11 protein-coding genes are annotated in these 14,482 nt (G+C 63.8%); 2 read left to right on the top strand and 9 right to left on the bottom strand.

The genetic code is table 11. The annotated features are described in order from the left end of the window. Window positions 1-528: 528 nt before the first annotated feature. The 7 genes from Q8M13_RS03540 to Q8M13_RS03510 form a co-directional block, all read right to left on the bottom strand. On the bottom strand, window positions 529-741 hold the full coding sequence (locus tag Q8M13_RS03540; RefSeq protein WP_305298249.1) for a hypothetical protein: 213 nt from the start codon (window positions 739-741) through the stop codon (window positions 529-531). A 139-nt stretch (window positions 742-880) separates the two neighbouring features. Then, complete coding sequence (gene rfbA, locus Q8M13_RS03535; RefSeq protein ID WP_305298247.1) at window positions 881-1,777, bottom strand: glucose-1-phosphate thymidylyltransferase RfbA; 897 nt, start codon at window positions 1,775-1,777, stop codon at window positions 881-883. 10 nt (window positions 1,778-1,787) lie between these two features. Continuing rightward, window positions 1,788-2,690, bottom strand: a complete 903-nt coding sequence (gene rfbD, locus Q8M13_RS03530) for a dTDP-4-dehydrorhamnose reductase (protein WP_305298246.1) — start codon at window positions 2,688-2,690, stop codon at window positions 1,788-1,790. Continuing rightward, the gene (rfbB, locus tag Q8M13_RS03525; RefSeq protein ID WP_305298245.1) at window positions 2,687-3,751 is read right to left on the bottom strand and encodes a dTDP-glucose 4,6-dehydratase; all 1,065 of its coding nucleotides are present in this window, start codon (window positions 3,749-3,751) and stop codon (window positions 2,687-2,689) included. Before rfbB ends, rfbD begins: the two co-directional genes overlap by 4 nt. Window positions 3,752-3,896: 145 nt before the next feature. Beyond that, window positions 3,897-5,399 carry an AAA family ATPase gene (locus Q8M13_RS03520; RefSeq protein WP_305298243.1) on the bottom strand — a complete coding sequence of 501 codons (1,503 nt, stop codon included), beginning with the start codon at window positions 5,397-5,399 and terminating at the stop codon, window positions 3,897-3,899. 170 nt (window positions 5,400-5,569) lie between these two features. After that, window positions 5,570-8,134: an AMP-binding protein gene (locus tag Q8M13_RS03515; RefSeq protein WP_305298242.1), complete on the bottom strand. Its 2,565-nt coding sequence runs from the start codon at window positions 8,132-8,134 to the stop codon at window positions 5,570-5,572. A 94-nt stretch (window positions 8,135-8,228) separates the two neighbouring features. Further along, the gene (locus tag Q8M13_RS03510) at window positions 8,229-8,474 is read right to left on the bottom strand and encodes an XrtV sorting system accessory protein (RefSeq protein ID WP_305298241.1); all 246 of its coding nucleotides are present in this window, start codon (window positions 8,472-8,474) and stop codon (window positions 8,229-8,231) included. A gap of 395 nt (window positions 8,475-8,869) precedes the next feature. Between Q8M13_RS03510 and Q8M13_RS03505 the strand changes: the two genes are divergently transcribed. Both Q8M13_RS03505 and Q8M13_RS03500 read left to right on the top strand, forming a co-directional pair. Beyond that, window positions 8,870-10,027: an AGE family epimerase/isomerase gene (locus tag Q8M13_RS03505; RefSeq protein WP_305298240.1), complete on the top strand. Its 1,158-nt coding sequence runs from the start codon at window positions 8,870-8,872 to the stop codon at window positions 10,025-10,027. Window positions 10,028-10,039: 12 nt separating this feature from the next. After that, window positions 10,040-11,329 (top strand): nucleotide sugar dehydrogenase, encoded by a 1,290-nt coding sequence (locus Q8M13_RS03500; protein WP_305298239.1) that lies wholly within the window; start codon window positions 10,040-10,042, stop codon window positions 11,327-11,329. A 17-nt stretch (window positions 11,330-11,346) separates the two neighbouring features. Here Q8M13_RS03500 and Q8M13_RS03495 read toward each other — a convergent pair whose 3' ends face one another. Then, entirely contained in the window at window positions 11,347-12,369 is a 1,023-nt protein-coding gene (locus tag Q8M13_RS03495) for an NAD-dependent epimerase (RefSeq protein WP_305298238.1), read from the bottom strand. Window positions 12,370-12,400: 31 nt separating this feature from the next. Continuing rightward, entirely contained in the window at window positions 12,401-14,221 is a 1,821-nt protein-coding gene (locus Q8M13_RS03490) for a nucleoside-diphosphate sugar epimerase/dehydratase (protein ID WP_305298237.1), read from the bottom strand. Window positions 14,222-14,482: the final 261 nt, after the last annotated feature.

The raw sequence follows: 14,482 nt of genomic DNA, 5'->3' as shown, positions 1-14,482 counted from the left end.
CACAACGCCATCAACCCCGCTGTCGACAGCCGGGGGGGCGCACCGGGCGGAATGCGGATGGAGGCAGAGCCCAGCGTCACCTCGATGACAGCAGTTTCGCGCGGTTCCAAGCCCGGCGAGCCGTCATCGACCTCGGCCGTGGCGAAGCCGGAGCCCCGCCGTCGCGCGCGGCGCGTCAACCGCCAGATGAAGAACTGGGTCTTGGGACGCTACAGCGGTCGGCCGCATCACCGACCGACGTCGCATAGCTCTCGGCGATAATCTGAGCCTCGGCGCTCCACCGTCGCCGGCGGCCAGCGCCCGTGAACAACTAAATCCGACGCGATGGAGGCATCATTAGTACATCATCATTCGGCATCATCAGCACACCAAGCCGCTCGACCATCGGCCGAGAAAGTCCGCGATTAGATCAGCCAGGGGAAGGTTGGAGCGGCGCTCCGCTTACCATCAAGGGTGAGTTGCTGCGCGGACCAGTCCTCACGTCATTTCGGGATGTCGGGTCGGCTCTGCTCGTCCGCGTGCGCCGACCTATTGAGCGTAATCTTTCGGCGGTCGAAGAGCCGCCGGATCGCCGCCGCTGACCAACACGCCTCGCTCGGCCAGGGCCGTCTCTGTCTCCGACAGGGTGATGTCCCGCTTGCTCTCAAGTAGGCCCAGGATCAGCTTCGCCTGCTGCTCGGTGTGGCCAGATCGCCGAGCCGCTGACCAACGGGCCTTGCCGCACATCACCCGTGCTCGCACAGGCTTCGCCAGCGGAGTGCGCTAGCGGCGCTCGCCCCAAATCGAACCGCCGCGCTACGGCACGACATGCCCTCGTCAAATCGCGGCGATCACACGCTCGCCAAGATCCACTGACAAGCGGCGTGGCGGCATCCTGGCCTTACCACGACTCGCGCTGCAGGCTCTCAAGGTCACGCTCGGCGATATCCAGCAGGTAGCGGCCGTAGGAGGTCTTTTCGAACAGCTTGCCGCGGGCGACGAGCTGGCCGCGGTCGATGAAGCCGTTGAGATAGGCGATCTCTTCCAGACAGGCGACGTGGACGCCTTGGCGCTTCTGGACCGCGCGGACGAACTCGGAGGCCTCGACCAGACTCTCATGGGTGCCGGTGTCGAGCCAGGCGTAGCCGCGTGAGAGCTGTTCGACGAAGAGGTCGCCAGCTTCCATGTACATGCGGTTGAGGTCAGTGATCTCCAGCTCGCCGCGGGCCGACGGGAGGACCTTCTTGGCCATCTCCACGACGCGGTTGTCATAGAAATAGAGGCCTGTGACCGCCTGACGGGACTTGGGCTCAGCGGGCTTTTCTTCCAGGCTGATGGCGTGACCGGTGTCATCCAGTTCAACGACGCCATAGGCCTGGGGTTGGTCGACTTGATAGGAGAAGATCGTCGCGCCGTGCTCGCGGGCCGCGGCGCGCTTCAGCAGCTGGCTCATGCCGGCGCCGAAGAAGATGTTATCGCCGAGCACGAGAGCGGCGCGGTCGTCGCCGACGAATTCCTCGCCGATCAGGAACGCCTGCGCCAGGCCCTCGGGCTTGGGCTGGATCGCGTATTCAATGTTGATGCCGAAGGCTGAGCCGTCCTCGAACAGCCGGCGGTAGTTGTCGATATATTCCGGCGACGAGATGATCAGGATGTCGCGGATCCCCGCCAGCATCAGCACCGACAGCGGATAGTAGATCATCGGCTTGTCGTAGATCGGCAGCAGTTGCTTGTTCACCGCCAGGGTGGCCGGGTGCAGCCGCGTGCCGGAGCCGCCGGCCAGGATGATGCCCTTCATCAAAGTGTCCCTATTCCTTCTGCGCGGACAGCAGGGTCTCGACGATCTCTTCGACCGCCTCCCGCCATGGCCGCGGCGATATGGCGTAGTCTTGCGCCAGCTTGGCGACGTCCAGGCGCGAATTGGCCGGACGACGCGCCGGCGTCGGATAGTCTGCCGTGGTGATGCCCTCGACCTTGGGCGCGGCGCGCCCATGAGCCTCGGCGATTTCGAAGATCGTGCGGGCAAAGCCGCACCAGGTCGCCTCGCCCGAATTGACGAAGTGATAGGTGCCGGCAGGCGCTTGTGGGTCGGCCGTCAAGCGTTCGGTGATCATCAGCAGGGCCTGGGCGATGTCGGTGGCGCTGGTCGGGCAGCCATGCTGATCATCGACCACCCGCAACTCTGGCCGGGTCTCGGCCAGGCGCAGCATGGTCTTGATGAAGTTCGCCCCGTATGGGCTTACGACCCAGGCGGTGCGCAGGATCACATGCCGGGGATTTCCTGTGCGGACCGCTTGCTCGCCGGCTTCCTTAGACGCGCCATAGACGCTGACCGGGGCGACGGGATCAGTCTCGACGTAGTAGCCGGTCTTCGATCCATCGAACACGTAGTCCGTCGAGACCTGGACCAGCGGTATGCCCGCTTGGGCCGTGGCCTGCGCCAGAGCGGCAGGGGCCAGGGCGTTGATCTTCCAGGCCGACAGGATTTCGCTCTCGGCGCGATCCACGGCGGTGTGGGCTGCGGAGTTGATCACCGCCCCCCAGGGACGCGAGGCGACCATCGCCGCTACGGCCTCCGGGTTGGACAGGTCCAGAACGTCGCGGCCGGGGGCGATGATGTTCACGCCGGCGGGCGCGAGGCGGATCACCTCCGTCCCGACCTGGCCGCTGCCGCCGGTCAGAAGGATGTCGTGGGCGGTTGGGGAGGTCATGCCTTGACGGTCTTCAGGCCCAGGCGTTGACCGGCGTCGCTGCGCGCCAGGATCGGGCCCCACCAGGCTTCATTGTCCAGGTACCAGTTCACGGTCTTGGCGATCCCCGTCTCGAAGCTCTCCTGCGCCGTCCAGTCGAGCTCGCGTGCGAGCTTGGTCGGGTCAATGGCGTAGCGGTGATCGTGACCCGGGCGGTCGGCGACGTGGGCGATCTGGTCGCGATAGGACTTGCCGTCAGCGCGTGGCCGCAAGTGGTCGAGGGTGTCGCAGATCGCGTGCACGACCTGCAGGTTGGTGCGCTCGGCCCGGCCGCCGATAATGTAGCTCTCGCCCGGAGCGCCGGCCTCGAACACCCGCGTCAACGCGCGGGCGTGATCGTCGACATAGAGCCAGTCGCGGACATTGGCGCCAGCGCCGTAGACCGGCAGGGGTTCGCCCGCCAAGCTCTTGACGATGATCAGCGGGATCAGTTTTTCGGGGAAGTGATAGGGGCCGTAGTTGTTCGAGCAGTTGGTGACCAGCACTGGCAGGCCATAGGTGTGGTGCCAGGCGCGGACCAGGTGGTCGGACGAGGCCTTGGACGCCGAATAGGGCGACCGTGGATCATAGGCAGTTTCTTCGGTGAAGAAGCCGTCGTCGCCCAGCGAGCCGAAGACCTCATCGGTGGAGATGTGGTGGAATCGGAAGGCGTCCTTGGCCTTGGCGTCTAGGGCGCGCCAATACTCCAACACCTGCGACAGCATGTTGAAGGTGCCGAGAATATTGGTCTGGATAAATTCTGAGGGTCCATCGATCGAACGATCGACGTGGGACTCGGCGGCCAGGTGCGTGACCACTTCGGGGCGGAAGTCACTGAGGGCCGCGCGGATCGCCGAGGCGTCGCAGATATCGGCTTGGCGGAAGGCGTAGCGGTTGCTGCTGGCCACCCCGTCCAGTGAGCGCAGATCGCCGGCATAGGTGAGCTTGTCGAGGTTCAGGATCTCATGCTCGGTGTTGGCGATCAGATGGCGAACAAGGGCCGAGCCGATGAAGCCGGCGCCGCCGGTGACAAGAATACGCAAAGGTCACTTCCCCCAAATATGTCCAGCGGAGCGCGATCCCTAAGTCGAGACGGGGGTCTCGGCCGGCGCTCCAGGCCGCTTCATAAACTCCCCCACGCAAGGGCGCGAGGACCTGTGTCCGTGGCGCACGATGCGCCCCGGGGCTTTAGGGGCGCCCGGCTGCCCGGCCGGTGGCTACTGTGGGCTGAACTGCGGCCTTTTCCGGTGTCACGATATTGTCCTGCGACTGCGGCTGCGTGGCGGCCTTGTTGCCGGCCTTGGCGGCCTCGACCTGCGCGTCGGCCGCCTTGCGGTTTTCCAGGAAGCGCTTTTGGGCGGCGAGGATCCAGAGGTAGGGCAGCACGGCTTCTTCGGCGAAGTGATAGCCGCGTCCATATTCGTCTTCGTTGGCTTCCAGCAGGATGTGCTTGGAGGCCAACTCGTCGATCGTCGCCTTGAAGGTCGCAGCGTTGGCGGCGCTTGGATAAAGAGCGTCCACGTCGCGAGCATCGAAGCGCCCGCTGTTGAAGAGCGCCGCGCCGGCCATCACGCCGAGCACATGGCGCACACCGCTCTTCGCCGCTTGATCGATCTGGCTTTGCGAATGCTTGGAAATCCGGCCGCGGAATTCGGTCAGAGCCTGATCGACGGCCATGGACACGTCTTCGAGCGTGACGCTGGAACGTCCGTTGTCGATGGCTGCGAGGCCGGCATGATGGCTAAGCAGGCTGGCGAAGTATGGCGAGCCGTTGGCTACGAAGACGATGTAGTCGAGCGCGGCCTTATCGAAAGACATCCCGCTGATCTCCTCGCCATTTTCAACCAGATGGCTGATTTCGGCGGCGCTCATCTTCGGCACCTGAAGGGCGAAGATGTTGCGGCGGATCGAGGGGATATGCTGCACGAGCTCAGTGAGGTCGGCGGCCACGCCTGCAATGACCAGCTGGGTCCGGATCGAGCGGTCCGACAAATTCTTGATCAGCTCGGCGATGTTGCGACGGAAGTCCGGAGACTCGCAGACGTCGAACTCGTCGAGCACCACCAGCAGCCGCGTGCCGGTCAGCTTGGCGAACAGGTCGGCGACCAGACGCGGTGAAAGCGGCCCAGCTGGCAGCAGGTCGGCCAGAGTGCCGCCCTTTTCGGCGGCGTCGGCCGTTGGCGCAAAGCCGCGGTGGAACAGCAGCGGCACGTCAGCCGCCACCGCGCGGAAAATCTCGTCGAAGGTCGAGCCGGCGCCGCACGAGCAATAGACCACGATATAGCGCGCCTCTTCGGCGGCCTGGGTCAGGACGTGAACGAGCGAGGTCTTACCGATCCCGCGCTCGCCATACATGATGACGTGGACGCGCTGGTCCTCGAGCGAGCGGATGAGGGTCGTCAGGACGTCGATCCGACCGGCGAACATCCGCTTGTCGGTGATCGGCTGGGAGGGCGTGAATGCGCTACGCAGCTTGATGCGGGCGGCGGCGAAACGGTCATTGAGCCGTGGGCTCAACTGGTCGCCGGCCGTCGACTGGAACCGCGGAAACGCCGCCGTTGAGGCCGCGGTCTTCTTGTTGACGGGTTCTTCGCGCGCGGCGGGCGCTGGCGAGAAGACGAAACCCGGCTGGGGCGTCTTCTTCGGCTTTCGCCCGAACGAGCGCGCCATCAAGCTATTAATCCAACTCACGGCGCCTCCAAGCACGCATGCTGCGGTGCATCTGAACTATCGTCGGTCTACGCGACTAGCGTTTAACCGCCATCCGTTAACACGTCGATTGTGGCGAAATCCTAAGCGGGCGGAGTTGAGTCAACGTTAATTGACCAGGAATGCCCATGCTGGCGGTAGATTTCATGCGGTTATCCGTTGAGCCGACCTCGTTGCTGTGGTGCTTCCTCAGCAAACTTATATACCGCCAATCCGATCACCACCGACAAGGGCAGCGCCAAGAGAAGCGCGATATTCCGGTCCTCGCAGACCTTAAGCAGAAGGTGAACGGGCACGCCATGTGTCAGGTAAATATAGAAGCTGGCCGCGGCGATCAGGCCAACAACGCCATGCACCAAGTTAGGGATGACCATCCGGGGCGCCCACATGATCAGGACGGCGGAGATTAAGAACCAAGCCGCGTGGGTGACGTTGGACGGATAGCCGAAGCGGCCCCAGATATTCTCCGGCCCAATGAGTTGAAGCGCGAAAATAGCGACAGCGATCAAGGATAGTAAAATCCGGCGCGACGGCGTTGTTGCCTGGTGCAGGCACCACCCGAAAGCCAGCATGTAAAATATTGCGTCCGGCGTTCGCTCGTCCAGGTCGCGATGCTGGAAGACGACATACGCGACAACACGAACTGAGAGCGCGCCCGCCAGCAGCGCGAGCCCGAAGGCCCACGGTGATCTTTCGGCCATTCGTCGAACCGATGGAAGCGCAAACAAGCCGACAAATATGAGCGTGCACTGGAGCAGCGCTTCCAGGAACCAATAGGGTTCCAGGAAGCTGCCGAAACGGCCCTGAAAGTTGCTGACCAGCAGGAGCGAGGGGACGTCTAGCTCGCCCTTCACCGCTAGGTAGAGGGCGAGGATCGCGTAGTAGGGGACGATGATCCGCTTGAAGAACCCCGATAGGACATCGACCCCGCGCCCTTCGGTCAGTCTGGCCTTTTGGTAGCGCGAGAAATTGTATCCCGAGAGCATCAGGAGGACGTGGGCGCCGCCGCCGACGACGTATGTCGAGGCGTGATTTGCGACCACCGCCAGGATCGCGGCCGCCCGGATCACGACCTCGGATTCGATACCGCGCAAGGCGAAGGGGTGGCGGCTTGGGCGCGTTGCGCGCGGCGCCAATTCGTCCAGCGCCCCTATGGTCTCTTCCTCCCAGCGCGCGGGAAGGAACCCGAGCCGACCCTCGATGTCCAAGGACAGCCGGACGTAGCTGAGCGAGTCGCCGCCAAGGCTGATGAAACTGTCGGAGGGGCTTACCGTCGCACTAGGGAAGGTTCGGCGGAACGCTTCGATGAACGAGGTGTCATCGGCAGATAGAGGGCGCTGGGCTTTGGCCGTCCTAAGGATTTCTTGGTAGTCGAATTTTCCCGAACTGAGCGTGGGGAACTCAGCATAGCTGACGACGCCAAATACCGAAGCAGGCAGCTTGAACTCGCTCGCCAGCCGCTCAATGACTCCGGCCGAGTCGATCTGGTAAGCCGCGATCGCTATGAGTTCGTCGTCGCCGGCGACGACGCTGCGAACGCCGCTACGAGTTAGGGTCGCCTCGACCTCGTCGAGACTGATGCGGAGGCCGAATAGCTTTGAGAAACGGCTCTTGCGCCCAACGATTCGATAGAGGCCCTGTGTTGTTCGGACCGCCAGATCGCCTGTCTCGAGCTCCGAAAGTTCATGGCCCTTGGCTAGGTCGGCAGACTGCACGGCGTAGCCCATCATGATGTTGGGACCCGAGTAGACGAGTTCGCCAGGTGTATCGGCCGTATCGATCCGCTCTCCGGCCTCGCCGATCAGGAGGAACGATCCACCCGGTATGGGCGTCCCGATGCAGCCCGGATTGTCCAGAAGCCGTTCAGGCGGGACATAGGCCATCCGCGCCGTCGCCTCGGTTTGGCCGTACATGACGAAGAATTTGACCCCGACGCGCTTGGCCCATTCGCCATATGCGATCGCGGTCTCCACCGGCAATCGCCCGCCCGCCTGGGTCAGAGTGTTTAGCGAGGGCAGGGTTTTCTGGCGCAGGCCGATGCGATCGAGCAACTCGTAGGTCGCCGGAACCCCGGCCAGGGAGGTCGCACCTTCCGCCTCGAAAAACGTCCAGAATCCTTCGTCCTTAACCGACTGCTTGGTGAGTAGCAGCCTCGCGCCGGCCGCTAAGTGCGACGCGACGACCGACAGCCCGTAGCTGTAGTGAATGGGCAGGGTGGTGATCGCCCGGTCGGCCGGAGTGATCCCAAGATATTCGACAATCGACTGAGCATTCGCTTCGACGGCTGCGTGAGACAGCCGGACCAACTTTGCCGCGCCGGTCGATCCGGACGTCGAGAGGAGGAGCGCGAGATCGGGATGGAGGTCGCGGTCGGAGTTTGGTCCCATTTCGGCCTGCCAACGACCGCCCGACTTATGGAAGCGCACGTCGGGCCGATAGGTGTCGATAATCCGCTCTAGCTGAGTGGCGCTTTCACCCGCGGCGAGGATCGTGGGATGTCCGTGCCGCAGCGCGCCAAGATAAGCAACGAGCGGCTCAACTTCGTTGGCCGCTTCGATGAGGAGCAGCCGCCGAGCAGCGCCTAGGCTTTCACCGAAGTCGTCCGCCCTCGCGGCGAGTTCGAGATAGCTGATCTGCTCGCCGCCCTCGCTGACGATCGCAATGGCGTCGCCGAATTGCTCCAACCGCGATGCAAACGTCTTGGTAAACTTTGTCATCTCAATAGAATTCAATGACTTAGCTTCCAATCTCGAAGTCTACTGACTGTGTAGCTTCGATCACGAGACTTGAAGCCGGAGGCGCCGCCGCCGCCTAGAACTTCAGGTTAAACGGCTTCAGGACGTAGGCGATGTAGACCAACACGACGACGATGATAGCGAAGGCGATCGCACCGTGACCTTCGTTGCCGACATAGTTCGCGAGTGCGCAGCCAATGCAGGCCGGCAGGTACTGAAGGATGTTGTCCTTCGGTTCTTCTTGCGCGGTGGACCTGTGCAGAAACAGCACAATCAACGCCCCGAAGATCGCGACCGTCACCCAATCATAGATCGTCTGCAAGACATCAGCCCCTAAGCATTGCCGTTCAAAACCAAGCAAGGCGAGGTCTGCATAAATCAGACCACACCCAGGCCCGCAACGCGTTTCTAGCTCTCTCGATCAGCTTAGGGCTCAGGAAGTCCTGGTTTGGCGCCGCAACGTGCCGGCTTGAAACAGATGTTGAACGGGAACTCCGAGGGGGTGTTCAAAAGCGGCTGGGCCCATCGGCGCTTTCACTCTGAAAATCGGCGTAGAAGTACTGAATGCGAGGACGTAACGAGAAGGCGTTCATCGACATCATTCCTTGGCCGCAATTGGCTGTGAGGAATCGGCTCCCAAGGGCATGTGACGCGCGTGCTTCGACGGGCTATCGAGGGGCGGTTTCGAGATAGGTGAAGTCAGTGGCGGGAGATTCGGTGACGATACGCGCGGAGGCCAAGGTGCAGTCGGGGCTGGAGTTCCAGGGTTTCGCCGATCTGGCGCAGGCCGCCGAGTGGTATGATCGTTGGGCGCGGACCGCCGCGATGCCGCTTTGGTGGAAGCAGGGCGGCGATCTGGAGCGGGGCGGCTTTCACGAGGCGTTGAGCGTCGAGGGCGTTCCGCGTCCGGGCGCCCGCCGCGCCCGCGTTCAGAGCCGGCAGGTCTATTGCTACGCCACCGCCGGCGCGATGAACTGGGACGGGCCGTGGCGCGAGGCCGCGTGGCACGGAATGACCTTTTTCATTGAGCGTTTTCGGCGTGAGGATGGCCTGTTCCGGACCCTGGTGGGGTTGGACGGCGCGGTGCTCGACGACACCGCCATGCTGTACGATCAGGCCTTTGCTCTGCTGGCGACGGCGACGCTGCACAAGATGGATGCTGGCGATGGGCGGTTGCCGGAGGTGGCGCTAGGCGTTCTCGCTGGCTTGGACACGATGCGCCATCCGGCTGGCGGTTTTCGCGAGAACGTTGCCTATCCGTTCCAGGCGAACGCCCACATGCACATCTTGGAGGGCGCGCTGGCCTGGGCCGAGCATGGCTTGGACACACGGTGGGACGCCCTGGCCGACGAGATCGTCGAGATGGCGCTTCGCGTCTTCATCGATCATGAGGGCGGATTCCTGCGTGAGTTCTTCAATGCAGACTGGACCGTGGCGAGCGGTGATGATGGGCGACTGCTTGAACCTGGGCATCAGTTCGAGTGGGCCTGGCTGCTCGAGCGTTGGGGCCGCTTGCGGGGCCGCGAGGACGCCGTGACGGCGGCGCGCGGTCTCTATGCCGCCGGCCGCCGCGGGATCGATCCCGAGCGAGGCGTGGTCATCAACGAACTGTGGGACGACTTCAGCGTTCGAGAGGCGACCGCCCGGCTGTGGCCGCAGACCGAACGCCTGAAGGCCGAGCTTGTGTTCGGCGGCGAAGCTGACCAGATCGCGGCGGCCGCGGGGCTTCGGCTATATCTGGCCATGCCGATGCCCGGAGTTTGGCGCGACAAGCTGCGCGCGGACCGAACCTTCATCGACGAGCCCGCGCCAGCGACCTCTTTCTACCATATCCTTTGCGCCTGCACCGAACTGTTCCGCCTGGCGGGGCGCTAGCGAGACCGACCTATGCTGTTGAATCCCTTCACCCAGACGCCAGCAAAGATTGGTGTGATCGGCCTCGGCTATGTCGGCCTGCCGCTCGCGGTCGCTCTGGCCGCGAAGTACGAGGTCGTGGGTTTTGACATCAACCGCGAGCGCATCGCCGAACTTAAGGTCGGCCACGACCGCACTTTGGAGGCGACATCGGAAGAACTGGCGGGTGCGAAGGCTTTGAGCTTTGCGTCCGAGGAGACGGCGCTGGCGGCCTGCAACGTCTTCATCGTGACGGTGCCGACGCCGATTGATCGCTACAAGCGCCCGGACCTCACCGCCTTGCTGGCGGCGAGCGGCACGGTCGGGCGAGTGATCGGCAAGGGCGGGGTCGCGATCTTCGAATCCACGGTCTACCCGGGGGCCACGGAGGAAGACTGCATTCCCGTCATCGAGGCGGCGTCCGGGCTCAAGTTCAACGAGGACTTTTTCGCCGGTTACAGCCCAGAGCGGGCCAACCCCGGCGACCGCCAGCACCGGCTCTCCTCGATCATCAAGGTGACGGCGGGATCAACGCCGCAAGCTGCGGCCTTCATCGATGCGCTCTATGGCGCGGTGGTGACGGCGGGCACGCATCTCGCCAGCTCGATCCGTGTCGCCGAAGCCGCCAAGGTGATCGAGAACACCCAGCGGGATCTGAATATCGCGCTGATCAACGAGTTCGCCCTGATCTTCAATCGCCTCGGCATCGACACCCAGGAGGTGCTGGCGGCGGCTGGCACCAAATGGAACTTCCTGCGGTTCACGCCTGGCTTGGTCGGCGGCCACTGCATCGGTGTGGACCCCTACTATCTGACTTCGAAAGCGGAGGACGCTGGCTATCATCCGCAGGTGATCCTGGCCGGGCGACGGATCAATGACGGGATGGGGAGCTACATCGCCCAGGAACTGGTCAAGACCATGATCCGGCGTGAGATCCAGGTGCGCGGCGCGCGCGTGTTGGTCATGGGCCTCACCTTCAAGGAAAACTGCCCCGACCTGCGCAATACGCGCGTGATCGACATTGTGCGGGAACTTGAGGAGTACGAAGTCGCCGTCGACGTTCACGAGCCGTGGGCCGACCAGCAGGAAGCGTTGGCCGAGTACGGGGTCGCGCTGAGCCCGGCCTTGGAGCCAGGCGTCTACGACGCAATCATCGTGGCCGTGGCTCATGCGCAGTTCCAGGAGATGGGCGTCGAGGCCATACGTGCGCTCGGGAAGCCGGGCGCCGTGCTTTACGACGTGAAGGCTGTCTTCCCACAGGGGACGGCCGACCTTCGGCTGTAGCCGCAGACTGCCTGCGCCTAGTTCGCGCCGACGCGGTAGTAGTCGAGGTACCAGTCCACGAAATTTGCGACGCCGACCTCAATCGGGGTCGAGGGGGCGTAGTCGAGGGCCACGATGGTGTCGGTGACGTCGGCTTCGGTTCGGGCGACATCCCCGGGCTGCATCGGCAGGAGATTGAGTTTGGCCTTGCGACCGAGCTTTGCTTCCAAGACCTCGATGTAGTGCATCAACTCGACGCGCTGGCTGTTGCCGAGGTTGAGGATCCGCCAGGGGGCGACGCCGCTGGTGGCTGGATCTGGCGACAGGGCGTCCCAGTTCGGATCAACCTGCGCGGGGCGATCCAGCGCGGCGACGATCCCTGAGACGATATCGTCCACATAGGTGAAGTCGCGTTGCATCTTGCCTTGGCCGAAGACGTCGATCGGTCGGTCGTCCAGGATCGCCTGGGTGAACTTGAACAGCGCCATATCTGGCCTGCCCCACGGCCCATAGACGGTGAAGAACCGGAACCCGGTCGCCGGGATACCGAACAGGTGCGCGTAGGAATGGGCCATCGACTCGTTGGCCAGCTTGGTCGCAGCGTAAAGCGTGATCGGATGGTGCACAGAGTCGTGGACGGAAAACGGCACCTTTCCGTTGGCGCCGTAGACCCAACTGGTCGAGGCGAAGACCAGGTGTTCGACTTGGGCGGCGCGGCAGCCTTCGAGGATGTTGCCGAAGCCCACGAGGTTTGAGTCTACGTAGGCGGCGGGTTGTTCGAGGCTGTAGCGGACGCCGGCCTGGGCGGCGAGATTGACGACGCGGTTGGGCTTGGCGTCGGCGAAGAGACGGGCCATGGCGTCGCGGTCGGCCAGGTCGATATTGGCGTGGCGATAGCCTTCGCGCGCCTCGAGGCGCGCCAGACGCGCCTGCTTCAGGGTCGGGTCGTAGTAGGGATTGAGATTGTCCAGCCCCACGACCTCGTCGCCGCGATCAAGCAGGCGATGGGCGAGGTGGGAGCCGATGAAGCCGGCCGAGCCGGTGACCAGAATGACCGCCATGCTCACGCCTTAGACGCTTGGCGCGTCCACGTCACGCGTTGGAGACGACCCGCAACGCCGGGACGGGCGGCTTCTCGCCGCGAACCTGGGCGACAATATCGAACAGCTTGCTGCGCACTTCGTCCACATCGCCGCGTTCGGCGAGGGTTTCGAGATCCCGCAGATGGTTGGCGGTAATGCGTAGCGCCGAGGTCGAGACGACCTCCATGACCTTGGGCGCGCAGGGCAGGGAGGTCTCGGTTTCGTCGAGGAGCGCCTCGGTGAGCTTTTCACCGGGGCGCAGGCCGGTCACCTCAATCTCGATGTCTCGGCCCGGGGTGCGGCCCGACAGTGCGATCATCTGACGGGCGAGGTCCATGATGCGGACCGGCTCGCCCATTTCCAGAAGGAACAGGCGGGCGTGTTCGGCATCTTCGCCCTCGGCGCAGGTGGCTGTCGCGTGAAGCACCAGCTGCGTGGCCTCAGGGATGGTCATGAAGAAGCGCTCGATGTCCTCGTGGGTCACGGTCACCGGGCCGCCGCGCTCGATCTGCGAGCGGAAGATCGGCACCACTGAACCGGCCGAGCCGAGCACATTGCCGAAGCGGACGGCGGAGAAACGCGTGCCGGGGCCGACCTGCTGGGCCTGGATGACCGCCTCGGCCAGGCGCTTGGTGGCTCCCATCACGTTCGACGGATCCACGGCCTTGTCGGTCGAGATCAGGATCATCTGGGCCGCGCCGCAGGCCTTTGCCGCCTCGGTCACGTTCCAGGTGCCCACCACGTTGGTCAGCACGCCCTCGCAGGGGTGGCGCTCGACCATCGAAACGTGCTTCAGCGCCGCGGCGTGGAAGACGAGGTCGGGCTTTTCCTTGTTGAAGGCGGCCTGCAGCCGGTTCGACTGGCGCACGTCGCAGAGCACGGCGCTGCGCGACAAACCGGGGAAGGTTTCGGACATCTCGCGGTCGATCTCGAAGAGCGAGGTCTCGGAGAAGTCCATCAAGGTGATATGGCCGGCCTGGAAGGTCGCGACCTGGCGGGCGAGTTCGGATCCAATGGAACCGCCGGCGCCGGTGATCAGGATGCGGCGGCCGCGGATGAGCGCGCCGACCGCCATGCGGTCGAGCTCGATGGGATCGCGGGCCAGCAATTCCTCGACGCTGATCTCGCGCATCGGCAGCAGCGACATGCCATCCTTGTGGGCGAATTCGACGATGGAGGGCAGGCGCAGAAGGCGAATGCCGTCGTTCTTGAGTTGCCCGAGGTGATCTGCGGTCAGGCCTTTGAGGTGTCCAGGCTCGTCGAGGAAGAGCACAGCGCGGGGGTAGCGGTTCCAGCGGCGTAGATCGGTGAGGGCTTCCTGGAGGTTCTCCAGGCTTTCGATGACGCAGACGCCACGGACCTGTTGGCCGACGTCGCGCGCGTCGGGGCCGACGATGCCGATCGGCGTCCAGGCGTCGTCGTGGCGACGAGCAACATCACGCAGGTACGAGTCGGCGAGGGCCGGCGGGCCGATGAGCAACAGGGCGGGCGCCTGAGGCGCGCGGTCGCGGATCGTCTTGAGCGGAGCAAAGCTGTCTAGGGCGTGTTCGTGGAGGGTGCGGCGTGCGATCCGGGCGCCCATCGAGCCTACCATCTGGAAGACCACCGCCATGGCGAGCGCCGAGCGGGGAAGGCCCTCGGCGCGCGTCAACACGAAAATGACCAACAGGAATACGCCCGCGGTCAGGAACGCGGTGCGCGCCAGCACCATGGCGTCCGGGATCGACACATAGCGCCAGGGCGAGAGTTCGCGACGGAACAGTGCTGAAAACAGCGCGGCCAATGCGGTGTAGATGCCGATGAGCTGCAACAGCTCCAGTGTCGGCAACATTGGGATGGCGGCGTCTAGGAATTGTCCCGATGAAAGCAGGTAGGCGAGAAAGAAAGCACCGGCGGCAATCAGAGCATCAGCGGCAATGGTTTGAGCCCGATTGGCCATTTGCTCCATGAATCGCGCTCCGCTGGTCGTCTGAAGTTGCAACATAGACGCGTAGACGCGACCGTCCAATGAAACTCGGCTGCGAGGATTTCGCTCCACGCGCGAACGCTGTTTTTTTCTCCTGGATCCATTTGTTCACGATAATGGCGCCAA

Source organism: Phenylobacterium sp., from assembly GCF_030681155.1.
GTDB lineage: Bacteria > Pseudomonadota > Alphaproteobacteria > Caulobacterales > Caulobacteraceae > Phenylobacterium.
This window is presented reverse-complemented; position numbering and strand designations above follow the sequence as displayed.

What these genes read in the sequence shown, in the direction of transcription:
- rfbA (WP_305298247.1), bottom strand. Translation starts at nt 1,777, where the DNA reads ATGAAGGGCATCATCCTGGCCGGCGGCTCCGGCACGCGGCTGCACCCG.
- rfbD (WP_305298246.1), bottom strand. Translation starts at nt 2,690, where the DNA reads ATGACCTCCCCAACCGCCCACGACATCCTTCTGACCGGCGGCAGCGGC.
- Q8M13_RS03515 (WP_305298242.1), bottom strand. Translation starts at nt 8,134, where the DNA reads ATGACAAAGTTTACCAAGACGTTTGCATCGCGGTTGGAGCAATTCGGC.
- Q8M13_RS03500 (WP_305298239.1), top strand. Translation starts at nt 10,040, where the DNA reads ATGCTGTTGAATCCCTTCACCCAGACGCCAGCAAAGATTGGTGTGATC.
- Q8M13_RS03495 (WP_305298238.1), bottom strand. Translation starts at nt 12,369, where the DNA reads ATGGCGGTCATTCTGGTCACCGGCTCGGCCGGCTTCATCGGCTCCCAC.
- Q8M13_RS03490 (WP_305298237.1), bottom strand. Translation starts at nt 14,221, where the DNA reads ATGTTGCCGACACTGGAGCTGTTGCAGCTCATCGGCATCTACACCGCA.